This is a genomic window from Agrobacterium sp. 22-223-1 (assembly GCF_053522385.1).
On record NZ_JBNWCN010000001.1, the window covers coordinates 2,170,169 to 2,193,589 of the forward strand.

Below are 23,421 nucleotides of genomic sequence, written 5' to 3' on the forward strand. Positions count from 1 at the left end.
GCAAGTTACGGCTCGAATATTGAATAAATCTCCAGCGCGCAAATGGAAATTTATTCGAATATTCTAATAAAACTAATATCCTTCTTGAACCGCATCATTTCCGCCTCTTTCACCTGCCCATCGGCAAGGCGTAGGAGATAGGACGGGTGCACGGTAACAAAAAGCGTTCGGCCTTCCTCCATCGGCAGAGGACGGCTCCGAATCTTGGAGAGCTTTTCCTTGCCGCCGGTCAGCGCATAAAGCGCCGTTGCGCCCATGGCAACGATCAGTTTCGGTCGGACGAGCGCGATTTCCTGATTGAGCCACCAGCGGCATTGCTCCACTTCCCCCGCATTCGGCCGCTGATGGATACGCCGTTTGCCGCGCATTTCATATTTGAAGTGTTTGACGGCATTGGTGACGTAAAGCTTTTTGCGCTCGATACCGGCATCGGCAAGAGTCCGTTCGAAAAGCTGGCCGGCCGGGCCGACAAAAGGCTTTCCGGCGAGATCTTCATGATCGCCCGGCTGTTCGCCAACGATCATGATTTCCGCATCCTCCGGCCCCGAACCGAAAACCGTTTGCGTAGCGCTGCAATGCAGGGGACAGCGGGTGCAATGGCCAGCCTCCCGCACCAGCGACGCGAGCGTGCCGTCCGGCACGGGTTGCGGCATCTCCCGGGCAGCAGCCGCAGCCTGCAGGCGATGATGAAAGGGCTGCGGCTGGCTTGCCGCCCTGGCGGCCATCTCCAGCACCCGCGCCTCCGCGCCGAGGATGAGGTCGGGAATGAGATCGGCTTCCGGCAGGTTCTTCCAGTATTTCTTCGGCATCTCCGCCGTCATGGCTTTGATCTTGAGGCGCGCCGGATTGAATATATTGGCATAATAGGTCCGCCAGAGTTCATCCGTCTCGTCCGTCAGATCAGGCTTCGCCGCCGCCTCCCGTGAGGTTTGCAGCTCGCTTCCATCCCATCGGGCGGACCCTTTCGGCGTGGCGATCAGCCAGTCCATATCGGTAAACCGTCGCTGGAAAAACGCTGCCGTTCGTTCGATGATGAAATGATCCGGCTCGAACCAGGCCACGAACCGCCGTCGCCCGCCCTGCCCCTGCGGCAAGGGCAACTCCTTGAAACGGACGAAGGCCGTCATCTTGTGACAATCCCGGCGCACCGATTTCTCGAGCAAGCGGGCCTCTGCAACATCCGGATCGGACTTGAACTGCAACAGGGCGCGATCCCGCTTCAGCCGCCACAATAACCGGTAAAGCAACGCGAACCGGCCGGGATCGCCATGGCAGATGACGGCCTGCGCCAGCGCCACGAACGAGGCAGGAACGGAAACCTGCCCATTGCCGGCATCGACCGTCGGCAATGGCTCGCCGGCGAAATCCAGCAGCCCTGCCCCGTCATCCCGCAACCGCCAGTCAATCGTCTCCGGCCGAATATCGGCGGCAAGGGCCGCACGCGCGGCATCGCGCCACTCGCCGAAATCGCCCCGCCCTTCCAGAACCGGACCGTACATCACAACAGCGATAATTGTTCGGGCTGCGGTGCAAACATCGCCCGCAAATCCGGCCGCTCGGTCAGCTTGCCCGGCGTCCAGCCCTCAGCGACGATGAAAGCCTTCACCTTTTTCAGGGAAACACCGAAACGGGCGATGTCCTCCAGCCGCAGCCGCCGGAACCGCCGCGACGATAGAACGGAGGCCACCGTCTTGGTGCCGAAACCGGGCACACGCAGCAGCATTTCCCGATCCGCCGCATTGACGTCTACCGGGAAACGGTCGCGATGTTTCAGCGCCCAGGCGAGTTTCGGGTCGATATCGAGATCGAGCATGCCGTCACCCCCGATCGCCGTTATCTCGCTGATATCGAAGCCATAAAAGCGATACAGCCAGTCGGCCTGATAAAGCCGGTGTTCCCGCATCAGCGGCGGCTTGATGAGCGGTAGGTTTTTCGACGAATCGGGAATGGGGCTGAAGGCCGAATAATAGACGCGCCGCAAACCGTAACTGCCATAAAGCCGGGCGCTGGTGGAGAGAATGGTGCTATCGTCAGCGCCATCCGCCCCCACGATCATCTGCGTGCTCTGCCCGGCCGGCGCAAAGCGCCTGGTCTTGCGTGTCCAGACGGTCGGCTCCCCGGCCTCCTCGATCTTCAGGCGGATATCGGCCATGGAGCGGCGAATATTGACGGGCTGCTTTTCCGGCGCAAAGCGGCCAATGCCGCTATCGGTCGGCAATTCGATATTGATCGAGAGACGATCCGCATAAAGCCCTGCCTCCTCGATGAGCCTGGGCGATGCTTCGGGAATGGATTTCAGGTGGATATACCCGCGAAAACCATGGGTAACCCGCAACTCCCGCGCCACGCGCACCATCTCCTCCATCGTATGATCGGAGGAACGGATGATGCCGGAGGACAGGAACAGCCCCTCGATATAGTTGCGCCGGTAAAACTCCAGCGTCAGCCAAACCACCTCTTCCGGCGTGAACCGCGCCCGCTCGACATTGCTGGAGGAGCGGTTGATGCAATAGGCGCAATCATAGATGCAGAAGTTGGTGAGCAGGATTTTCAAAAGCGAAATACAGCGCCCGTCCGGCGCATAGGCATGGCAGATGCCCGACCCTTCCGTGGAGCCCAGACCGCCCGATGCTGCGGAGTTGCGTTTTGTCGTGCCGCTCGATGCGCAGGAGGCATCGTATTTCGCCGCGTCGGAGAGAATGGCCAGCCGTTGCCTGATCGACTTCTTCATAGGTATGTTCACTATATGTTCCATAGGCGAATGTCAATGACATAGGGTAAGACATTGATTACGTGAGGAAATATGCGCGCCTCAAATTTGCTGGCATTTCGCTGTCGTCTTCTGATATAGTCGGCTCAGTTATGATTTTGGCATGGTTCCGGAGTTCCCCTCCGGAACCTGTTTCTTTTTGTGTCTGCAAGTAAAGCGACCGGAATGCGAAGGATAAAAAAATGGTAGAAAAAGTACCGATGACTCAGGGTGGATTCGTCAAGCTGCAGGAGGAGCTGCGCTGGCGCCAGCAGGAGGAACGCCCCCGTATCATCGAGGCGATTGCGGAAGCGCGCGCCCATGGCGACCTTTCGGAAAACGCCGAGTACCATGCTGCCAAGGAAGCACAGAGCCACAATGAAGGCCGCATCACCGAACTCGAAGACCTGACCGCACGCGCAGAAGTCATCGATCTCTCCAAGATGTCGGGCTCGAAGATCAAGTTCGGTGCCACCGTGAAGCTGGTGGACGAGGATAGCGACGAGGAAAAGACCTATCAGATCGTTGGCGACCAGGAAGCCGATGTGAAGGCCGGCCGCATCTCCATCTCCTCGCCCATCGCCCGCGCCCTCATCGGCAAGGAAGTCGGCGACAGCATCGAAGTCAACGCGCCTGGCGGCGCCAAGGGCTACGAGATTCTCGCGGTTCAGTGGGGCTGATGCCCTCACATGCAATGCGCCCCATGCGGGCGCATTGCTTTTCTTGACGTCTTCAATCCCCCGAATTAGCCGCAAAGACGGAAGCCCATCTTGTCCCACGTCAGTCTGAAAGATGTGCAGGTGCTTGCGCCGAATTTCAAACGCAGGCTCTCCGGCGTCACCTCCACCATCGTTCAGCTCATTCCGGTGCAGAACCGGCTGGGACAGAAGGTGGCCGTCATTGGACCGGGTCTGCCGCCGCATCTGCCGCATGTGCGCTTCCGCGATCTGTGGCGGCTCTGGCAAAACGGCCCGCAGGGCGGCCCGCGCATCTGGCATGCCCGCCGCAATCTTGAAATGTTGCCGGGTCTTTTCATGCGTGACGTGCTCCGCATGAAGGTAAAGCTGCTGTTCACCTCGGCCGCACAGAGGCGGCATTCCGCCTATACACGCTTTCTGATTTCGAAGATGGATGCCGTGGTCGCGACCAGCACCCGCTCCGGCTCATTTCTGGAAGTACCCCATCGCGTCGTCATGCATGGCGTCGATATCGACCTGTTCCATCCGGCAACCGGCCCGGAAGACACAATCGCGGCAACCGGCCTGCCGGGACAATATCTCATCGGCTGCTTTGGACGGGTGCGCCACCAGAAGGGCACCGATCTCTTCGTGCGCGCCATGATCGAGCTTTTGCCCGCCCATCCGCAATGGACAGCCATTGTTTCCGGCCGGGTAACGGCGGAACACAAGGCTTTTGCCGAGGCACTCGAGGCCGATGTCAAGGCCGCCGGCCTTTCGGACCGCATCGTGTTTCAGGGTGAGGTGGACGACATCAAGCCCTGGTACCGGCGGCTGACGCTCTATGTCGCCCCATCGCGCAACGAAGGTTTCGGCTTGACGCCGCTCGAGGCCATGGCATCGGAAACGGCCGTCGTCAGCAGCACTGCCGGCGCCTATGAGGAAATGATCGTCAGGGGCGAGACCGGCGCTGTCGTCGAGGCGGGTGACTATACATCGCTCAGGGATGCGATAAGGACCTATCTTGCCGATCCGGCTCTGGCCGAGAGCCATGCGAAGGCCGGGCTTTCGCATGTACGCAGCACATTTCCGCTTGAGAAAGAGGCCACGAGTCTCGGCGAAGTCTATGAGGCTTTGCGGCGCAGATAAAACGCCGCGCGCGCTTTTGAGCGCCACGATACACAACAAAATTCCATATGCAGGCATCCCCCTCCTTCCGTCATCCGGCCTTGAGCCGGAATCCAGCCGACGCGCGTCTGCGCGGCGGAGAGAGTATTTTCAGCCCAAGGACTTGGGCTGGCTGGATTCCGGCTCAAGGCCGGAATGACGGAAGGGTCAGATTTCCACGAGACCGACGCGCTTGACCTGCCGGATGGTGAGCATGGTGCGCACCGTATCGACATTTTCGTCCGCCGTCAGAACCTCGATGACGAAATCCTGGAACTCGGTCAGGTTCTTCGCCACGCAGTGCAGCAGGAAATCGCTTTCGCCCGACACCATCCAGGCCTGACGCACCAGCGACCAGCCGGCGGTTGCCGCGGCAAAAGCCTTCAAATTGCTGTCCGACTGGCGCTTGAGACCAACCATGCAGAAGGCGACGAGATCGAAACCGAGCTTCGGCGCGTTCAACATGGCGTGATAACCCTCGATCACGCCCGCCTCTTCCAGCTTGCGGACGCGCCGGAGGCAGGGCGGCGCGGAAATACCGACCCTTTCGGCCAGTTCCACATTGGTCATACGCCCGTCGCGCTGCAATTCGCGCAGGATTTTCAGATCGATGGCATCGAGTTCGACGCTGGTCACGGAGGAGTACCTCGTTAAGCTGTGGAACTTCCTTGTACTATTCGGCGCGGGATTCGCAACATTATGCCACCGCCCGGTCACAAAATTGCGCGCGCATCCACAACTGCCTTGTTGGTAACGCAAGGCTGCCCTTGAATAAAGACACTAGACAACCTTAAATACCGGGCAACGAAGGGGTTGTGGCCTGTCCGCCGTCGTGCGGCTCCAGGGCCCGGTGCCGAAAGGCGCTGCCAGGGAAAGGCCCCGCTATTGAAAGGAACGCTTCCATGTCTGCCCGCCACACGAAGGTATTGATCATCGGCTCCGGTCCCGCCGGTTATACCGCAGCGATCTACGCGGCCCGCGCAATGCTCAAACCCGTGCTGATCGCCGGCATGGAACAGGGCGGCCAGCTGATGATCACCACCGATGTCGAGAACTATCCGGGCTTTGCCGATCCGATCCAGGGTCCGTGGCTGATGGACCAGATGCTGAAGCAGGCAACGCATGTGGGCGCGGAAATCGTCAGCGACCTCGTCACCGAAGTTGAAACCAATGTACGGCCTTTCGTGGTCAAGACCGATTCCGGTCAGGTCTGGACCGCCGACACGCTGATCATCGCCACCGGCGCCAAAGCCAAGTGGCTCGGCATTGAGAGCGAGCAGCATTTCCAGGGCTTCGGCGTTTCCGCCTGCGCCACCTGCGACGGTTTCTTCTATCGCAACAAGGACGTGATCGTGGTCGGCGGCGGCAACTCCGCCGTGGAAGAAGCGCTGTACCTCGCCCATATCGCCAAGTCGGTCACCGTCGTTCACCGCCGTGATAGCTTCCGCTCGGAAAAAATCCTGCAGGAGCGGCTGTTCGCCAAGGAAAACGTCAAGATTCTCTGGAACACCGAAATCGCTGAAATTACCGGCGCGCCCGCAAAGCCGCCAATGCCGCCTTCCGTTTCCGGCGTAAAGCTGCGTGATACCAAGACCGGTGCGATCAGCGAATTCCCCATCGACGGCGTCTTCGTCGCCATCGGCCATGCGCCGGCGGTCGAGCTGTTCAAGGGCAAGGTGAAGCTGAAAGACAACGGCTACATGTGGACCGCCCCCGATTCCACGGCGACCGACGTGGAAGGCATTTTCGCTGCCGGCGACGTCACCGACGACATCTACCGTCAGGCGATCACCGCCGCCGGCATGGGCTGCATGGCCGCGCTGGAAGCGGAACGTTATCTCACCGCGCATCAACCGCTTGCTGTCGCAGCGGAATAACCGAAAGGCAGGGTAGGCATGGCAATGCCATTGGACTGGGATAAACTGCGCATTTTTCATGCGGCTGCCGAAGCGGGGTCTTTCACCCACGCTGCCGACAAGCTGCATTTGTCCCAGTCGGCCATCAGCCGTCAGGTCAGCGCGCTCGAGCAGGATGTCGGCGTCAAGCTGTTCCATCGCCACGCTCGCGGCCTCATCCTCACCGAACAGGGCGAGTTGCTGTACCGCACCGCCCATGACGTGCTGCTGAAGCTCGAAACCGTCAAGATGCAGCTCACCGAAACGACGGAGAAGCCAAGCGGCAAGCTGCGCGTGACGACGACGGTTGGTCTCGGCCAGGGCTGGCTGACGGACAAGGTGCAGGAATTCCTGCAGCTCTATCCGGAAATGTCGATCCAGCTCATCCTCGACAATGAGGAGCTGGACGTGAACATGCGTCATGCCGATTGCGCCATCCGCCTGCGCCAGCCGCAGCAGTCGGACCTCATTCAGCGCAAGCTGTTCACGGTGCACATGCACGTCTATGCCGCGCCGTCCTACATCAACCGCCATGGTGAGCCGCAGTCGATCGAGGATCTCGACAATCACCGCATCATCTCCTTCGGCGAACCGGCGCCCAACTATCTGCTGGACGTCAACTGGCTGGAGAATGCGGGACGCTCTTCCGACAATACGCGCACGCCGCATCTGCAGATCAACAGCCAGACCTCGATCAAGCGCGCCTGCCTGCTGGGAATCGGTATTGCCTGCTTGCCGGATTATATCGTCGGCCGCGATCCCGGCCTTATCCAGCTATCGCTCGCCGCAGATATTCCGTCCTTCGATACCTATTTCTGCTATCCCGATGAGATGAAAAACGCTGCAAAGTTGAAAGCCTTCCGCGACTTCATCGTCGCAAAGGCGCGGAACTGGAACTTCTGACGTTAAAATAATCGGCGTTCGGTTAAAGCGTTTAAATTTCAATAACTTATCTGACAAGATACACGAGCGGCGCGCCTGCGCCGCCCGGGAGCATTGCACATAAAATATACCGGAAATATCGAGGGCTGCGTGGTGCGCATGCCTGACCTGCACAAAAAAGAGTTGTTTCGTGCACAAAAAAGCACCATATCGCTCTCAGCTGATGCACACGGTGGCTTTTCCTCCCAGTTCCACCGCATCAGCTGTTCCCCTCTGGAGGTTTTTGACCTTCACACTTAAAGGGCCCTGGATCCATCCGGCGGCCCTCTTTTTTTACCCGCAAGAATTTTCTCCGAATTGGCGAAATATCGCATGATGCAACCTTGTTTTGCATTATTCCCACACCCATATTTTAGTCAGCTGTCACGCTCGCCCAAGGCACGCGACAGCTGTTCCCCTCTGGAGGTTTTGACCTTCAAACTTATCAGGCCGCGGAGATATCCAGCGGCCTTCTTTTTTGGAAATGCCTGCACGCCCCCTCGATCCTCACAGAGACGTGACTTGTATATCGATGATGACCGATATAAATATCGGACATGCCAGATATTGAAGAAACACCGATGAACCCGGAGGAAATCCTCAAAGCCCTTTCGCACCCCGCAAGGCTGAAATTCCTGGAATGGCTGAAGTCTCCGGAAAGTCACTTCTGCCAGGAGCATCCCCTCAGCATGGGTGTATGCGCCAACCAGTTTCAGATCAGCGGCCTGTCGCAATCCACCGTCTCGTCGCATCTGGCGGTGTTGCAGGCAGCCGGGCTGATAAGGTCGAAAAAGGTCGGGCAATGGGTGTTTTTCGAACGCAACGAGGAAACCATCGACGCCTTCCGCAATTATCTGCAAGCCAATCTCTGAGCCTCCCAAGCTTTGAGCCTCGGGGTGTCGGACCGGAAACCGCAAGGCGGTTTTCATTCCGGCACCCAGACAGAAAGACAGCGCGTCCCCCGCGCAATTTCGCCAACCGACCAGAAAGTGAAGTCGCATGACCAGTCTTTTCGAACCGGCACAGGCCGGCGATATCGCACTCGCCAACCGTATCGTCATGGCCCCCCTCACCCGCAACCGTTCGCCGGGCGCCATTCCCAACAATCTCAACGCCACCTATTACGAGCAGCGCGCCACGGCCGGGCTGATCGTCACCGAAGGCACGCCGATTTCCCAGCAGGGTCAGGGCTACGCTGACGTTCCCGGCCTCTACAAGCGGGAAGCAATCGCGGGCTGGAAACAGGTTACCGATGGCGTGCATTCGGCCGGCGGCAAAATCGTTGCACAGATCTGGCATGTGGGCCGCATTTCCCACACCTCGCTGCAGCCGCATGGCGGCCAGCCGGTCGCGCCTTCCGCCATTCCGGCCAAATCGAAGACCTATATCATCAATGATGACGGCACCGGCGCCTTTGCCGAAACCTCCGAGCCCCGCGCGCTCACCATCGACGATATCGGCCTCATCCTCGAGGATTACCGCAGCGGCGCCCGCGCAGCACTGGAGGCCGGTTTCGACGGCGTCGAAATCCATGCCGCCAATGGCTACCTGATCGAGCAGTTCCTGAAATCCAGCACCAACCAGCGCACGGATGATTATGGCGGCTCTATCGAAAACCGCGCCCGCTTCCTGCTCGAAGTTGTCGATGCGGTGGCGGAAGAGATCGGCGCAGGCCGCACCGGCATTCGCCTCTCGCCCGTAACCCCCGCCAACGACATTTTCGAAGCCGATCCGCAGCCGCTTTATAATTACGTGGCGGAACAGCTGGGCAAGCGTAATCTCGCCTTCATCCATGTCGTCGAAGGCGCAACCGGCGGCCCGCGCGATTTCAAGCAGGGCGACAAGCCTTTCGATTATGCAGCCTTCAAGGCCGCTTATCGCAATGCCGGCGGCAAGGGCCTTTGGATCGCCAATAATGGCTACGACCGTGAGAGCGCCATCGAGGCGGTTGAAAGCGGTAAAGTCGACGCAGTGGCTTTCGGCAAGGCCTTCATCGCCAATCCGGATCTGGTCCGCCGCCTGAAAAACGACGCGCCGCTCAACGAGCCGAACCAGCCGACCTTCTATGGCGGCGGAGCCGAAGGTTACACCGACTATCCGGCGCTTGCCTGATAAAGGATAAAGCAAAGACGCCGCACTGCCCGAAAGCAGTGCGGCGTTTTCTTTCAGCGCAGGCTTCGCGCCTGCCGCGCGGCAAAATCGGAAAACGCACCCATGACGAAGGCGTTGGGCACATGCAGCGCCTGCAGGAAGCCATTGCCCGTTTCCCGGCCGATGCTCATCAGGGCCACCTGAAGACAGTAAAGACCAAGCAGGACCAACGCGCGGGCAAGGTTCGGCCGCAGATCGTCATATAGAGAAGCGAGAACCGCCAGCGACAGGATCGGAACGGCGATCAAAAAGCCGAGCCCCTTGTGCAGCGAAAGTAGTGATCCATCGTAATAGATCGACAGCCCGGCCAGCAGCACCTGCGCGAAGATCAGCACCGGCACGCTTGCCGAAATCACGGCAAACACGCGACGCCGGGCCGACATCCCATTCGCAACCGTGGCCATCACACCCTGCCCCCGGCATCGGCCGGATGCGGAAGGCTCGACGGCTGCGGCCTCTGTTCAAGGCAGCCGAGGCTCGCCAGCGTCGTCGCTACCGCGATGTCGAGCGGTGTTCTGGGTTCCGTTCCGAGAAAATCCGTCAGCCTGCGATTGCTCATCCGGATCGGCATCTGCCAGAGATATTGCATTTCCAGCACTTCGCGGAACAGGGGAACGAAGGGAGCGGCCAATTTGATGCCCGACCAGGATAGCTGCCGCCTCTTGACCGGATAACCGACAACCCTCTCGATGGCTTCAACAAGTTGCAGCCCGTCGAAATCCCAGAAACCTTCCATGTGATAGACGGCGAAAGCCGGAAGCTCGCCTGCGCGGTCCAGCAGCCGGCCAATGGTCTCGGCGACATCCGGCAGATAGGCCCATTGATGCCCGGCATGGGGCGCGGCGGGATTCTGGACACTCCGGACCGGCTTTCCGGGCTTCACCAGCATCTGCGAAAACCAGTTGTTTCTCGCGTCCGGCCCAAAGAAATCCCCGGCGCGGACGATCAGCACCGGCACGCCGCGCATCGACGCCATTTTCAGCCGCCGCTCCATCTCCACACGCAAAGCGCCCTTGCGGGTAAAAGGCTTTTGCGGGCTGTCTTCCGTCAGAAGCGGAAAGGCGTCCGGGCCGAAATTATAGACGCTGCCCGGAAAGACGATCCTCGCCCCGCAGGCCTCGGCGGCGGCAATGCTATTGTCGAGCATTGGCAGCACCTGGCTTTCCCAGTTGCGATATCCGGGAGGATTGACCGCATGGACGATGAGGCTTGCGCCTTTTGCCGCATCCATCACATCCTGCCGGTTCATGGCGTCCCCGGTCACACGTTCGACGCCATCCGTAGCGCCCGTTGACATCCGCTGGCGCGTCATCGCCCTTACCCGCCATCCCCGTTGCTGCAGCATTCTGGAGACCTGACTGCCGACACCGCCATTCACCCCCAAAATCAGGGCCAGAGGCCGTTCATTCCGCGCTGTATTTGCGTTGTTTTCATATATCATCGCCGTACTCCTTGTTGTGGGCTGGAGTATCGTCCCGTTCCGCGATATACGAAATTATCGAAATGAGTGGATCAGCTATACAAAATCTTATGACCAGAAACCGTGACATCAGCTGGGATTTCTATCGCACCTTCCTCAGCGTGCTGAGCGACGGTTCGCTGTCCGCCGCCGCCCGCGAGCTTGGCATCACCCAGCCGACGGCGGGACGTCATATCGGCGCGCTGGAAGAGGCCGTCGGCTTTCCACTGTTCATCCGCTCGCCGCACGGGCTGATGCCGACGGAAGCGGCGCTTGCGCTCCGCCCCTATGCGGAAAATCTCGCGGCAACCACCGCCGCCCTCATGCGCGCGGCCTCCGGCGAAGTCGGCAAGATCGAAGGCACGGTGCGCATCAGCGCATCCGATATCATCGGTGTGGAAATGCTGCCGCCGATCATCACGGCCATGCAGGAGGTTCACCCGCGGCTTGAAATCGAGCTTTCGCTCTCCGATACGCTGGAAGACCTTTTAAGGCGCGAGGCGGATATCGCCATTCGCATGACCGAACCGCAGCAGGATGCGATCGTGATGCGTTATATCGGCAATTTCCGTCTGGGATTCCATGCGACGCGCGACTATCTGGCAAGAGCCGGCACCCCGAAGAGCATGGAAGATCTGAACCACCACCGGATGGTCGGTTTCGACCGCAAGACGCCTTTCATCCGCGCGGCCATCCAGCGGATGCGCTCGCTCGATCCGGACATACCCGATATTGAGGAAATTTCCTTTGAAATCCGCGCCGACAGCAATCTCGCCCAGCTTGCCATGATCCGCGCCAGTGCAGGCATCGGCGTCTGTCAGATCGGTCTGGCGCGCAAGGACCCCCGGCTCGTTCAGGTTCTTCCGAAAATCGACATCCCGCTCCACACCTGGGTCGCGATGCATGAAAATCTCAAGACCTCGCCGCGATGTCGTGCCGTGTTCAGCGCCCTCGTCGAAGGCCTCAAGGGTCATCTTAAAGAAACCGATCCGGGCGCCCCGCCGAAACGGCGCTAATGCCGATCCCGCATCGATGCCACGCAGGTCGGCATCCGCAATTGCCTGAAGGAGACCGGCGGAATACGCAAAGTGATCCCGGCTTTGCTGGAAATCCACGGATCGCCGATCAAAACGGTCTGGCCTGCTGCGTCGTCTTGTCGACCACCTCGGCTTCCGGCCGGTCACCGCCCTGGCTATATTCTTCATGCCAGTGGCCGCTCTCATCCTGATAGCTGATTTCCTCGTCATCGCCCCCCACCTGCTGTTCGGCGGCGACGATGCGCGCAGCTTCGACGGCATCCGCATAAGAAGGGAATGTTTCGGAATAAGCGCCGTTCATGCGGTAGGCGAAGCCTCCGTCATGTTCGACAATTTCATATACCACTTTGGTCATGCATGGTCCTCCTGTCTCGGTAGGCGACATGGCAACCACAACCGCGTTTCAAGCATTGCACCCGATGGGACACCGCGGCATGAGCAGCATGTCCTGCAACACCACTATCCTACCAAAAGCATTCAAGCGCAAATCCTGCTTGATCTGAGGGACGATACGTCACAGCCTGAGACGATCAGGGGGAAGGGAAATCGATGGCGGGTTCTATTCTGAAGCAGGAGCGCATGCTGCTGCTGGCGATACCGGCGGCAATCGTCGCCTATCTGGCCGAACATGCAATATTCGAAGCCGGAAAAACGGCGGCGCTTATCGCTGCGGTCGCGCTGATCGGGCTCATCGTCCTCGTCTCGATGCGGGTTGCCCATCACGCCGAAATCCTCGCCACCAAGGTCGGCGACCCTTACGGCACCATGATCCTGACGCTGTCGGCCGTCGCGGTGGAGGTGCTGATCCTCGCCATCATCATGAGCGAATCCAGCTCGCCCACTCTGGTGCGGGATACGATCTATTCCGCCGTAATGATCGACATCAACGGCATTCTCGGTCTCGCGGCGCTGCTCGGCGGTCTTCGCCACGGCGAGCAGCCCTATAACGACGATTCCGGCAAGACCTATGGCGTGATGATCCTCACCGCCATGGGTATCTCGATGATCGTGCCGGAATTCATCCCCAATGAAAGCTGGCATGTCTACTCCGCCTTCACCATTGTCGCGATGATCGCGCTTTATGCCCTGTTCCTCAAAATGCAGGTCGGCCCGCACAGCTATTTCTTCAGCTATGCCTATCCCCGCAAGGCGCATCCGGCCGGGCAGGCATCGGACGGCCATGCGGAAGAGGAGGACGAAGGCAGCGTATCGCTCTCCATCGGCCTCATCATCGCCGGCGTAGTGCTGATCGGTGTGCTGGCGGAATTCATGTCGGCCTTCTTAAGCGAAAGCCTCGAGGGCACCAGCGCGCCGCCGGCGCTGATGGCGGTGGTGGTGGCGACGATCTCGGCATCGCCGGAAATCCTCACCGCGCTTCGCTCCGCCTTGCGAAACCGCATGCAGGCCGTGGTCAATATCGCCATGGGTGCATCGCTGTCGACGGTTATCCTGACCGTGCCCGTGATGGAGGGTATCGCGCTTTATACCGGCCAGCCTTTCATCATGGCGATGACGCCGGTTCAGACCGTCATGGTCTTCATCACCCTCATCGCCGCCGCCATCAATCTCAATGACGGCGAGACCAACGCGATTGAAGGAATGACGCATTTCATTCTCTTCGCCACCTTCATCATGCTGCTGTTTCTGGGGCTTTGACCAAAACGAAAAAAGCCCGGCATCGCTGGCCACGACACAACGTCATCCTTGGGCTTGTCCCAAGGATCTAATCACGCCCAAATAAATCTCGACGTTGCAGATGCTCGGGACAGGCCCGAGCATGACGGCGGAGAGCTTACGGCACTTTGAAAACAAAAAAGCCCGGCATCGCTGCCGGGCTTCTTCATTTGAGATCGCAACCGATCAGCGGCAATCGGCGCAGAAGCGCTGGATGCGCTTGCAGGCTTCTTCCAGCAGCGCTTCCGACGTGGCGTAGGAAATGCGGAAGTTCGGGCCGAGGCCGAAAGCCGATCCCTGCACGACGGCGACGCCTTCGGCTTCCAGAAGCTCGGAAACGAAATCCGTATCCGTCTCGATGACCTTGCCCGACGGCGCGGTCTTGCCGATCAGGCCAGCGCAGGAAGGATAAACGTAGAATGCGCCTTCCGGAGCCGGGCAGCTGATGCCCTTCGCCTGGTTGAGCATGGAGACGACGAGATCGCGGCGGCCTTCGAAGATTTTCTTGTTCGCCGGAATGAAATCCTGCGTGCCGTTCAAGGCTTCGACGGCGGCCCATTGCGCAATCGAGCTTGCGCCCGAGGTCTGCTGGCCCTGGATCATGTCCATGGCCTTGATCAGCGGCAGCGGGCCGGCAGCGTAACCGATACGCCAGCCGGTCATGGCATAGGCCTTGGAGACGCCGTTCATCGTCAGCGTGCGGTCATAGAGCGAAGGCTCGACTTCGACCGGCGTGACAAATTTGAAATCGCCATAGGTCAGGTGCTCATACATGTCGTCCGTCAGCACCCAGACATGCGGATGCTTGACGAGCACGTCGGTCAGCGCCTTCAACTCGTCATGCGAATAGGCGGCGCCCGAAGGGTTGGACGGCGAGTTGAACACGAACCACTTGGTCTTCGGCGTGATCGCCTTTTCCAGCGCTTCCGGCTTCAGCTTGAAATTGTCTTCCAGCGTGGCGTCGACGAAAACCGGCGTACCGCCGCAGATCGCCACCATTTCCGGATAGCTGACCCAGTAGGGCGCCGGAATGACGACTTCATCGCCGGGGTTCAGGGTGGCCATGAAGGCGTTGAAGAGGATCTGCTTGCCGCCCGTGCCGACAATCGTCTGCTCCGGCTTGTAGTCCAGGCCGTTTTCACGCTTGAACTTGTCGGCAATCGCCTTGCGCAGTTCCGGAATACCCGAAACCGGCGTGTATTTCGTTTCGCCGCGCTTGATGGCGTCGATGGCCGCTTCCTTGATATTTTCGGGCGTATCGAAATCCGGCTCGCCGGCGCCAAGGCTGATCACATCGCGGCCCTTCGCTTTCAGCTCACGGGCTTTCTGGGTAACGGCGATGGTGGCGGATGGCTTTACGCGGGAGAGAATGTCGGCAAGGAAGGCCATTTTTAATCGGTCCTATTGGGGTTGACATCAGCAGAGGTTGGAAAACTTGTCATCTGCGGCATTTTCTATGTCGAAATACAGGCCTTCTTTCAAGGTCAAAAGCCGGCTTATGTGCTGCATCGCAGAATTTAAACCTTCCTTAACCCGGAAGTAACGCTTGATACGCTACATTCGCGAGCCTAGAGGTCGTGTCTCTATAGCTGGTTGAAAAATGGCGCTCAAAAGCATCTTTTCCAGTCTTGTCCGCGAGGTCGATGGCACATGGTCCACGGCCTATAGCACCTTCAACCTGAAATCGGCCCTGCAGCCCATTTTCCGCCGCACGGCGAGCGGTATTCTCGACATCGATTCCTTCGAGGGTCTGGTGCGTCCCCATCGCAATGGCGAGCCGGTAACGCCGGGCGAATTCTTCTCGCTGGTCGCGCCGGAAGACATCGAAAATATCGACAGCATCCTGCGCACGATCCACATTCTCAACACCGGCAGGCTCAACCGGTCCCGCGCCCGCATCTTCGTCAACTTCCATCCGGGCCTGTTCCAGACCCCGGCCAAGATGCGCCAGGAAGTGGAGCGCATGCGTCTTGCCGCCCACGAAGCCGGCATGACGGCGGATCGCATCGTCTGCGAAATCTCCGAGAAAAAAGCCTCCGACACGCAGATGGTCGCCGACTTCGCCTACCACATGCACGATATCGGCTTTCGCGTGGCGCTCGATGACTATGGCGCCGGCGATTCCGACATCGACCGGGTGAAGCTCATCAAGCCGGACTATGTGAAATTCGAGGCCGGCTGGGTGCGCGATTTCATGCAGAATTCGGCGGGTGCTGCCCTTTTGCGCGTCATCGTCAGCCAGTTTCGCGCCGATGGCATAGAGCCGGTCTTCGAAGGGCTGGAAGCCGGATGGCAGGTCGATCTGTGCGAGGAACTCGGCGTCCTGTTGATGCAGGGTTACGTGCTGGCAAAGCCCGAACTTGCCCCGACCAGTTTCGACACACGTTTCCCGGAACTCGGCAGCGAATATTTCGCCCCCTCAAGGGCGGAGAGAGGCCCTGCGCCACCGGCATTTTTCCGGGAAGAACGCCCCGCCGATCCGCACCCGCTGCGCCAGACCCGGACCTTCGGAAAACGCGGCCTCTGACGCCAAATCCGGCCAAACGGCTCTCCTGACCGGCTTTGCCACAATATTGCCGCAATAAATGCCGCGGAACGCCAGAATTCGGTCTCCAAGCCGTCCATTTCGAAGCCTCTTTTATCCTTTAAGAACAGGGACAAGAGGCGACAGCCATGTTTACCAACGATCGGACTTCCGTTGAAAGGTTAAGGGCGCAGAGAACGCTGTTTTCCCTCTGGATGGCCGTTGCGGCTTTTCTTGTCATCGTCACCATGGCCGCCGGCATCGCAACCTCAGCCAATGCGGCTGCCCAGGCGGTCGATACGCTGCATACATCCGCCATTCCGCAGGTGGCGGCGACGACGAAAGCGGGTCCCCACATCCTGCTCATCGTCCTTTCGGCCGCGGCCTTCATCGGCCTCGGCATTGGCGGCCTGACGCTCACCCGGCGCAGCCTTAAGGACGAGGCCCGCCGCTACAAATAAGCGGCCCTCCCCTCGACTTGCGGCATCGGCAGCTTGCTGCTAAAGCACCCGGAAACAGTCATCCGCATCGCGGATCGATATTTCAAAAATCCCCTGTTTGCCACGGCCGCGACTGAATGATCTTCCGGCCCTGCCGTGCTGGTGCCAACAATGACACGTATTCAGGCCAATATGCTGCTTCTGCTCGCCGCAGCAATCTGGGGAGGCGGCTTCGTCGCGCAATCCTCCGCCATGGCCTCTATCGGCCCGTTCTGGTTCGTCGGCCTGCGTTTCGCCATCGCCGCCATCGCCGTGCTGCCCTTCGCGCTCATGGAAACACGGTCGCTGAAATCGCCGCCGCGCCGGCGCGAAATCGGCAGCTTCATCCTCGTGGGTCTGGCCCTGTTCGGCGGCGCTACCACCCAGCAGGTCGGGCTCCTGACCACGACCGTCACCAATTCCAGCTTCCTGACCGGGCTTTACGTCATCTTCGTACCCGTGATCGCCGTCGTGCTTTACCGCCGTCACCCCCACTGGATCGTCTGGCCATGCGCGCTGATGATGCTGGGCGGCATATTCCTGCTCTCCGGCGGCGCCTTCGAGGCGCTGACCACCGGCGATATTCTCAGCATCATCTGCGCCTTCTTCTGGGCGATCCAGATCACGCTGGCCGGACGCTTCGTCTCCGAAAGCGGAAGGCCGCTGGCGCTTTCCTGCACCCAGTTCGCCGTTTGCTCCCTTCTTAGTTGCATGATCGGTGTCGTGTTCGAACCGATCAGCATGGCCTCCATCGAGGCGTCGCTGGCGGAAATCCTTTATGTCGGCCTCGTCTCCTCCGGCCTCGCCTTCGTGCTGCAGGTCATCGGCCAGCGTTACACCACCGCCCCGCAGGCCGCAATATTCCTGTCCTCGGAAGCGCTTTTCGGCGCTTTGCTGGCTTCGGTGTTCCTGAAGGAAACCATTTCAAGCGCCGGCTATATCGGCTGCCTGATCATATTCGTCGCGATCCTGATCGTGGAACTGGTGCCGGAATTGACGCGCAAACGGCAGAAATCCATGGCCGGAGCGGCCTGACGCAAAAAGAACTTATTTTTCTCTTTCCGCCATAAATTCAGATAGGGCATTCAAATTTTGCCGTGAAATCCTGCGGCAAACGGCAATTATTTCATCAATTGTCGTTTCTGCGGAAAAAATATGCGATTGCGCGATGTTATTCTACCGCAGGTTTTTTATCTGACAAAAAGCCCGTGAAAACTTTTGCTTGCCAATTTTCGATAAACGCATCACTCTACCGCGGTTCGGGCAATTTGCGAGCATGGGAAGGCCTATAATTTTGCGCACTGGGGACGCTATAAACCTCGGGCGGTGGGACGAAAAACGTTGGATGAGAACGCCATTACTTCCCGCTGCGAAGGTCCATTTTCTCAATAGTCAAAAACTGCCTGCCAACGCCCACGCGGGGCAAAACTGTAATGCTGCCTGTAGCTGAACGCGGGCAGAGCGAAAAGGACCTGATGCATGGCCGAAACTGGCACCGTAAAATTCTTCAATACAGACAAAGGCTTCGGCTTCATCAAGCCAGACAATGGTGGCGCTGATATCTTTGTTCACATCTCTGCCGTACAGGCTTCTGGCCTGTCCGGACTTTCAGAAAATCAGAAAGTGAGCTTCGACACGGAACCGGATCGTCGCGGCAAGGGGCCGAAGGCAGTCAATCTGCAGATTGCTGGCTGACCCTAAAACGGCTTTCTTTTCTAGTTGAAGCCCGGCAGGAATGCCGGGTTTTTTTGTGCGGTCCCGCAGGCCTTAGAGCATTTCCAGGAAAAGCGGAAAAACTCTAATGGGCCGGTACTCAGAGCCCCTTGAGATAGGGGTTGGTGAGCCGTTCCTCGCCCAGCCGTCCACCCGGGCCATGGCCGCAGATGAAACCGACATCGTCACCCAGCGGCAAAAGCTTGTCGCGAATGGACGCCATCAATTGCTCGTGGTTTCCGCCCGGCAGGTCCGTGCGCCCCACCGATCCCGAGAACAGCACGTCGCCGACATGGGCGAAGTTCTGGTCGCGGTTGTAATATATGACGTGGCCGGGCGCATGGCCCGGGCAATGATAGACTTCGAAGACGTGATCCCCGAAGGATACCCTGTCGCCGTCCTTGAGCCATTTGTCAGGTGCGACGTTCCGAAGACCGCTAATGCCGTATTTTTCGGCCTGCGCCTCAACTCTTTCGAGCAGAGGACGGTCGTCCTCATGCGGCCCGATGACCGGCAGCGACAGTTTTTCACGCAGTTCATCGGCACCGCCGGCATGATCGAGATGCCCATGCGTCAGCCAGATTTCCTTCAGCGCGATGCCGTTTTCAGACACGACCTGGAGAATGACGTCCACATCCCCACCGGGATCGACGACGACGCCCTCCTTGGTATCCTGATCGAACAGGATGGTGCAATTCTGCTCGAATGGCGTGACCGGAATAATGCCCGCCTGCAATTTTCCCATATCCTGTGTCTCCTGTCTGAAAGCTCCTGCCTCCTATAGCCCGCGACCGGTGGCGGCACAATGGCGGCGGAAAAGACCCCGACTTCCGGCGACTGAAGCAGTCTAAAAATCGAATTAGAAACAGTTAGATAGCAATAAATCTTCGGCGGATGGCGGGAATTGCCGGCAAAAAATGTGGAACGCCCCGATGGTTGCGACGTTCTAGCTCCAGTCTTGAAAGGAGTGAGACACATGGACAAGACGCTTAAAATGCTCATGGCTGGCGGCGCCTTCGCCTTGATGGCCGGTTTCGCGAACGCCGCCATGGTCGCCACCACCGCATCGGATATTTCCGTTCGCTCAGGCCCCGGTGAAGACTATCCCGAAGTGGGACTGGCCACCCGCGGCAGCAATGCGGTTCTGGATGGCTGCATGGAAGGCAGCAGCTGGTGCCGGATCGAAGTCAACGGCCTGCGCGGCTGGGCCCATGCCGATTATCTGAATGTCATGTATGAGGGCTCGCCGGTCATTCTCGAACAGCGCCGCTCGGAACTCAGCGTGCCGGTCGTGACCTATGAAACGACCTCAAGCGTGCAGGCAGAACCCAATCCCGGCGATCCGAACCTCGGCCGCGTCGGCGAAGTCGATCCGCCGCAATCGGTGATGACCTATATTGACGAACATCCCGCAGACACCGTCACCTATGACGGCGACATAGCCGTCGGTACTGTGCTGCCGTCGGATACGCGTCTCGTTGAAATTCCGGACTATCAATATCGTTATGTCCAGGTGAACGACGTGCCGGTTCTGGTCGAACCTTCGACGCGACGGATCGTTTACGTCTATCAGTAAACGCACGGCGGACATCAAGAGACGGATGAAGAGCGCGGAGTTTCCGCGCTCTTTTCTATTTCCGGTAAAGGTCACTCAGGATTCCAGTTGCACCCGCACCCGCGCCATATTATCCACCGCAACAGAAAATGATCGCGGCATTCTCCCGAGCGGACGCATTTTCGGCTATGTTTACAGAATATTGGCGCATCGACGCCTGTCAGCCTATGATCAGACAGCCGCAGAATATGAAGGAACCGCAGTGCCACCGCAATCGCTCAAAACCGCAGCCGCCAGGCAGACACCGGCACTCCCAAAGGTTGACGACGGCAAGATCGACTTCGACACGATCGAGGCGCTGTTTTTCGCCTATCGCGATTTCGTCTCCGATCCCGATGTCATTCTGTCGAAACTGGAATACGGACGAGCGCATCACCGAGTGGTCTATTTCGTCAGCCGGCAGCCGGGTATGACGGTGGCGGATCTGCTCGATACGCTGCAGATTACCAAGCAGAGCCTTGCCCGTGTGCTGAAGCAATTGATCGACGACGGTTACATCCGCCAGATGGCGGGCCCGGAAGATCGCCGCCAGCGCAGGCTTTACCCCACGCTGACGGGCCGTGAACTGGCGCTGGCGCTGAGCGAGCCGCAATCGCGCCGCATCGACCGCGCGCTGGAAGGTCTCGGGCCGGACGCCCGCGCCTGCGTGCGCAAGTTCCTGGCGCAGATGCGCAGCCCGACGACGACCACCACCGTGGAGGACGAGTGACAATGGCGACAGCACCGACAAAACGTCCACCGGCGGATGACGATGCAGCCCACCTACTGATCGTCGACGACGATGCCCGCATCCGCGATCTCCTGCAGCGCTTTCTGGGCGACAAGGGCTATCGCATCTCCGTGGCGGCCGATGCCGCCGAAGCCCGGCGTAAAATGGTGGGCATCCGTTTCGACCTGCTCATCCTCGACGTGATGATGCCGGGCGAAAACGGGCTTTCGCTGACCCGCTCGCTGAACGAGGACAAATCCGTGCCGGTCATCCTTCTGACCGCCCGCTCGGAAGCGGATTCGCGCATCGCCGGGCTGGAAGCCGGTGCGGACGATTATCTCGCCAAACCCTTCGACCCGCGCGAGCTCGTCCTGCGCATCAACAATATCCTGCGACGCAATACCTCGCCCGATACGCCCAAGATCGAACAGATCATGTTCGGCCCCTACAGCTTCTCCATCCCCAAAAAGGAATTGCGGCGCGGCCCCGAAACGATCCGCCTGACGGATCGCGAGCAGGAGATCATGCTGCTTTTTGCGCTGCGCGCCGGCGATACCATTCCCCGCCACGAGCTGGTGGAAGCGGAATCGGAAGTGGGCGAAAGAACCATCGACGTGCAGATCAACCGTCTTCGCCGCAAGATCGAGGACGACCCTGCCAATCCTGTCTATCTGCAAACGGTGCGCGGCATCGGTTACCGCCTGAGCGTGGACTGACGAGCACCCAACGAAGGGCGAACGCACGGCCATGGCGAGCCTCGATTTTCTCAGCACGGTCAGAAACAGCGGCGCGGCCAAAGCATGGCGCACGTCGGGCAGATGGCTGCGCCACTGGCTGCCAACCGGCCTCTACACCCGTTCACTGCTCATCATCATCCTGCCGATGATCCTGCTTCAGGGCGTGGTCGCGGCCGTCTTCATGGAACGCCACTGGCAGCTCGTGACGGAACGCCTCTCCGCCGCCGTAACGCGCGATATCGCCGCGATCATCGAGCTGCTGCAGACGGACCCGGAGGAAGACGACTATCAGCGCGTCATCCGCATCGCCCGCGACAAGCTGGATCTCAGCGTCTATATCGAACCGAAGACCGACCTGCCGGCCCCGAGACCGGAGCCGCTGTTTTCGATCCTCGACAGGATCCTCGCGGATCAGCTGACGCAGCAGATCGGCAGGCCGTTCTGGATCGATACCTATGGCAACGGCTCGCTGGTGGAAATCCGCATCCAGCTCGAAGACAAGACCCTGCGCGTCTTCACCCGCCGCAGTTCGGCCTATGCCTCCAACACCCATATCTTCCTTGTCTGGATGGTCGGGGCATCGCTGGTGTTGATCGCCATCTCCATCCTCTTCCTGCGCGGGCAGATCAAACCCATCGAAGCGCTCGCCAAGGCGGCGGAAAACTTCGGCAAGGGCCAGAAGATCAGCGGCTATTCCCCCCGCGGCGCAGACGAGGTGCGGCGCGCCGGCCTCGCCTTCATCCTGATGCGCGAGCGTATCGAGCGGCAGATGGAGCAGCGCACCGCCATGCTGAACGGCGTCAGCCACGACCTGCGCACCATCCTCACCCGCTTCAAGCTGCAACTGGCACTCGCAGGGGACAATCCCGACCTCGAGGGGCTCGACAAGGATGTCGAGGACATGCAGTCGATGCTGGAAGCCTATCTGACCTTTGCCCGTACCGATGTCGAAGAGGACGTCGGCACGCTGGAGCTTCCGGCCCTTCTCGAAAAAATCGGCCATGATTTCGAGCTGCACGGCAAAAAATTCAGCTACGAGCTTTATAATATCGAGCGGATCATCGCGCGGCCGAATGCGCTGTCCCGGCTCGTCGCCAATCTGGCCGAAAATGCACGGCGCTACGCCGGCAATCTCCACATCGATATCCGCAAGGCGCCGCGTTCCATCATCATGACCTTTGACGATGACGGGCCGGGCATTCCGGAAAACTCACGCGAGGATGTGTTCAAGCCGTTCTTCCGGCTGGACGAAGCGCGCAACCTCAATGCTTCGGGCACCGGCCTTGGCCTTTCCATCGTCCGCGATATCGCCCGCAGCCACGGCGGCGACGTAACGCTCGATGAAAGCCCGATGGGCGGATTGCGGGTAATCGTAAAAATTCCGGCTTAGAGTTTTTTCGCTTTTCTTCGAATCGCGAAAACACTCTAACTCCTTGTTTCGGCACATTTCCGGACGGAAAACCGGGCTCCACTTTTCCTGGAAATGCTCTAGAGCACCGGAGCCAAAAGTGTGACCCGGACTTGCCGTTTCCGTCACTCCGGCACTGAGCCGTCGTGTTCCATCAGCACATTTTCTCGCCGTTCGGCACCGGCCGCTCGACGCCGGCAAGCACGATATCGCCATTGGCATCGGCAAAACCGAGCGTCAGGACCTCGGACCGGAAAGGGCCGATCTGGCGCGGCGGAAAATTCACCACGCCCAGAACCTGCCGGCCGACAAGGCTTTCCAGCGTATAATGCACCGTGATCTGCGCCGAGGATTTCTTGACGCCGATCTCCGGTCCGAAATCGATCTTCACCTTGAAGGCAGGCTTGCGCGCCTCGGGAAAAGGCTCGGCCTCAATGATGGTGCCGACACGGATATCGACCTTCTCGAAATCGGCATAGGAAATTTCACCGCTCATGGCCCGCCCC

25 protein-coding genes are annotated in these 23,421 nt (G+C 59.4%); 16 read left to right on the forward strand and 9 right to left on the reverse strand.

Going from position 1 to position 23,421, the window contains the following annotated elements; translation table 11 throughout:
- Positions 1 to 50: 50 nt before the first annotated feature.
- Both ACQZ60_RS10750 and ACQZ60_RS10755 read right to left on the reverse strand, forming a co-directional pair.
- Complete coding sequence (locus tag ACQZ60_RS10750) at positions 51 to 1,499, reverse strand: UdgX family uracil-DNA binding protein (RefSeq protein WP_448735210.1); 1,449 nt, start codon at positions 1,497 to 1,499, stop codon at positions 51 to 53.
- Positions 1,499 to 2,731 carry a putative DNA modification/repair radical SAM protein gene (locus ACQZ60_RS10755; protein WP_020809207.1) on the reverse strand — a complete coding sequence of 411 codons (1,233 nt, stop codon included), beginning with the start codon at positions 2,729 to 2,731 and terminating at the stop codon, positions 1,499 to 1,501. The genes ACQZ60_RS10750 and ACQZ60_RS10755 overlap by 1 nt, the downstream gene beginning before the upstream one ends.
- Before the next feature lie 221 nt (positions 2,732 to 2,952).
- Here ACQZ60_RS10755 and greA point away from each other — a divergent pair, with 221 nt between their 5' ends.
- Positions 2,953 to 3,429 carry a transcription elongation factor GreA gene (gene greA / locus ACQZ60_RS10760; RefSeq protein WP_003522847.1) on the forward strand — a complete coding sequence of 159 codons (477 nt, stop codon included), beginning with the start codon at positions 2,953 to 2,955 and terminating at the stop codon, positions 3,427 to 3,429.
- Between the two features lie 90 nt (positions 3,430 to 3,519).
- Complete coding sequence (locus ACQZ60_RS10765; RefSeq protein ID WP_020811378.1) at positions 3,520 to 4,575, forward strand: glycosyltransferase family 4 protein; 1,056 nt, start codon at positions 3,520 to 3,522, stop codon at positions 4,573 to 4,575.
- 186 nt (positions 4,576 to 4,761) lie between these two features.
- Here the strand turns inward: ACQZ60_RS10765 and ACQZ60_RS10770 are convergent, their stop codons facing one another.
- Positions 4,762 to 5,229, reverse strand: a complete 468-nt coding sequence (locus ACQZ60_RS10770; protein ID WP_020811379.1) for an Lrp/AsnC family transcriptional regulator — start codon at positions 5,227 to 5,229, stop codon at positions 4,762 to 4,764.
- Positions 5,230 to 5,495: 266 nt separating this feature from the next.
- On the opposite strand from ACQZ60_RS10770, the gene trxB reads away from it, so the two are divergent.
- From trxB to ACQZ60_RS10790, 4 genes are all read left to right on the forward strand, one after another.
- Positions 5,496 to 6,470, forward strand: coding sequence for a thioredoxin-disulfide reductase (gene trxB, locus ACQZ60_RS10775; RefSeq protein WP_020811380.1), 975 nt, complete (start codon positions 5,496 to 5,498; stop codon positions 6,468 to 6,470).
- 24 nt (positions 6,471 to 6,494) lie between these two features.
- Complete coding sequence (locus tag ACQZ60_RS10780) at positions 6,495 to 7,391, forward strand: LysR family transcriptional regulator VtlR (protein ID WP_020011327.1); 897 nt, start codon at positions 6,495 to 6,497, stop codon at positions 7,389 to 7,391.
- A 599-nt stretch (positions 7,392 to 7,990) separates the two neighbouring features.
- On the forward strand, positions 7,991 to 8,281 hold the full coding sequence (locus ACQZ60_RS10785) for an ArsR/SmtB family transcription factor (protein ID WP_003522852.1): 291 nt from the start codon (positions 7,991 to 7,993) through the stop codon (positions 8,279 to 8,281).
- 127 nt (positions 8,282 to 8,408) lie between these two features.
- Positions 8,409 to 9,521 (forward strand): alkene reductase, encoded by a 1,113-nt coding sequence (locus ACQZ60_RS10790; protein WP_003522853.1) that lies wholly within the window; start codon positions 8,409 to 8,411, stop codon positions 9,519 to 9,521.
- 53 nt (positions 9,522 to 9,574) lie between these two features.
- Here ACQZ60_RS10790 and ACQZ60_RS10795 read toward each other — a convergent pair whose 3' ends face one another.
- Positions 9,575 to 9,964: a DUF6220 domain-containing protein gene (locus ACQZ60_RS10795; protein ID WP_020811435.1), complete on the reverse strand. Its 390-nt coding sequence runs from the start codon at positions 9,962 to 9,964 to the stop codon at positions 9,575 to 9,577.
- Positions 9,964 to 11,001, reverse strand: a complete 1,038-nt coding sequence (locus tag ACQZ60_RS10800; protein ID WP_448735211.1) for an NAD-dependent epimerase/dehydratase family protein — start codon at positions 10,999 to 11,001, stop codon at positions 9,964 to 9,966. The genes ACQZ60_RS10795 and ACQZ60_RS10800 overlap by 1 nt, the downstream gene beginning before the upstream one ends.
- Before the next feature lie 89 nt (positions 11,002 to 11,090).
- Here ACQZ60_RS10800 and ACQZ60_RS10805 point away from each other — a divergent pair, with 89 nt between their 5' ends.
- Entirely contained in the window at positions 11,091 to 12,035 is a 945-nt protein-coding gene (locus ACQZ60_RS10805) for a LysR family transcriptional regulator (protein WP_003522856.1), read from the forward strand.
- A 109-nt stretch (positions 12,036 to 12,144) separates the two neighbouring features.
- Here the strand turns inward: ACQZ60_RS10805 and ACQZ60_RS10810 are convergent, their stop codons facing one another.
- Entirely contained in the window at positions 12,145 to 12,411 is a 267-nt protein-coding gene (locus tag ACQZ60_RS10810) for a DUF2188 domain-containing protein (protein ID WP_003522857.1), read from the reverse strand.
- Between the two features lie 194 nt (positions 12,412 to 12,605).
- Here ACQZ60_RS10810 and ACQZ60_RS10815 point away from each other — a divergent pair, with 194 nt between their 5' ends.
- Positions 12,606 to 13,712, forward strand: a complete 1,107-nt coding sequence (locus tag ACQZ60_RS10815; RefSeq protein WP_059757467.1) for a calcium:cation antiporter — start codon at positions 12,606 to 12,608, stop codon at positions 13,710 to 13,712.
- Between the two features lie 204 nt (positions 13,713 to 13,916).
- Here the strand turns inward: ACQZ60_RS10815 and ACQZ60_RS10820 are convergent, their stop codons facing one another.
- The gene (locus ACQZ60_RS10820) at positions 13,917 to 15,119 is read right to left on the reverse strand and encodes a pyridoxal phosphate-dependent aminotransferase (RefSeq protein WP_035263659.1); all 1,203 of its coding nucleotides are present in this window, start codon (positions 15,117 to 15,119) and stop codon (positions 13,917 to 13,919) included.
- A gap of 211 nt (positions 15,120 to 15,330) precedes the next feature.
- On the opposite strand from ACQZ60_RS10820, the gene ACQZ60_RS10825 reads away from it, so the two are divergent.
- The 4 genes from ACQZ60_RS10825 to ACQZ60_RS10840 all read left to right on the forward strand — a co-directional run bounded on the left by ACQZ60_RS10825 (position 15,331) and on the right by ACQZ60_RS10840 (position 18,428).
- Positions 15,331 to 16,257, forward strand: coding sequence for an EAL domain-containing protein (locus ACQZ60_RS10825; RefSeq protein WP_425647019.1), 927 nt, complete (start codon positions 15,331 to 15,333; stop codon positions 16,255 to 16,257).
- Positions 16,258 to 16,403: 146 nt separating this feature from the next.
- Complete coding sequence (locus tag ACQZ60_RS10830; RefSeq protein ID WP_080629628.1) at positions 16,404 to 16,715, forward strand: hypothetical protein; 312 nt, start codon at positions 16,404 to 16,406, stop codon at positions 16,713 to 16,715.
- A 150-nt stretch (positions 16,716 to 16,865) separates the two neighbouring features.
- Positions 16,866 to 17,768 carry a DMT family transporter gene (locus ACQZ60_RS10835; RefSeq protein WP_035263654.1) on the forward strand — a complete coding sequence of 301 codons (903 nt, stop codon included), beginning with the start codon at positions 16,866 to 16,868 and terminating at the stop codon, positions 17,766 to 17,768.
- A gap of 444 nt (positions 17,769 to 18,212) precedes the next feature.
- Entirely contained in the window at positions 18,213 to 18,428 is a 216-nt protein-coding gene (locus ACQZ60_RS10840) for a cold-shock protein (RefSeq protein WP_003494703.1), read from the forward strand.
- A gap of 118 nt (positions 18,429 to 18,546) precedes the next feature.
- Here ACQZ60_RS10840 and ACQZ60_RS10845 read toward each other — a convergent pair whose 3' ends face one another.
- The gene (locus ACQZ60_RS10845) at positions 18,547 to 19,191 is read right to left on the reverse strand and encodes an MBL fold metallo-hydrolase (RefSeq protein WP_020811278.1); all 645 of its coding nucleotides are present in this window, start codon (positions 19,189 to 19,191) and stop codon (positions 18,547 to 18,549) included.
- Between the two features lie 231 nt (positions 19,192 to 19,422).
- On the opposite strand from ACQZ60_RS10845, the gene ACQZ60_RS10850 reads away from it, so the two are divergent.
- The 4 genes from ACQZ60_RS10850 (at position 19,423) to ACQZ60_RS10865 (ending at position 22,897) form a co-directional block, all read left to right on the forward strand.
- The gene (locus tag ACQZ60_RS10850) at positions 19,423 to 20,022 is read left to right on the forward strand and encodes a DUF1236 domain-containing protein (protein ID WP_448735212.1); all 600 of its coding nucleotides are present in this window, start codon (positions 19,423 to 19,425) and stop codon (positions 20,020 to 20,022) included.
- Between the two features lie 241 nt (positions 20,023 to 20,263).
- On the forward strand, positions 20,264 to 20,770 hold the full coding sequence (locus ACQZ60_RS10855; protein ID WP_031234081.1) for a MarR family winged helix-turn-helix transcriptional regulator: 507 nt from the start codon (positions 20,264 to 20,266) through the stop codon (positions 20,768 to 20,770).
- Between the two features lie 2 nt (positions 20,771 to 20,772).
- Positions 20,773 to 21,486 carry a response regulator gene (locus ACQZ60_RS10860; protein WP_003522866.1) on the forward strand — a complete coding sequence of 238 codons (714 nt, stop codon included), beginning with the start codon at positions 20,773 to 20,775 and terminating at the stop codon, positions 21,484 to 21,486.
- A 31-nt stretch (positions 21,487 to 21,517) separates the two neighbouring features.
- Positions 21,518 to 22,897: an ATP-binding protein gene (locus ACQZ60_RS10865; protein ID WP_020811281.1), complete on the forward strand. Its 1,380-nt coding sequence runs from the start codon at positions 21,518 to 21,520 to the stop codon at positions 22,895 to 22,897.
- 172 nt (positions 22,898 to 23,069) lie between these two features.
- Here ACQZ60_RS10865 and ACQZ60_RS10870 read toward each other — a convergent pair whose 3' ends face one another.
- Positions 23,070 to 23,411, reverse strand: a complete 342-nt coding sequence (locus ACQZ60_RS10870) for a tRNA-binding protein (RefSeq protein ID WP_020811282.1) — start codon at positions 23,409 to 23,411, stop codon at positions 23,070 to 23,072.
- Positions 23,412 to 23,421 lie beyond the last annotated feature (10 nt).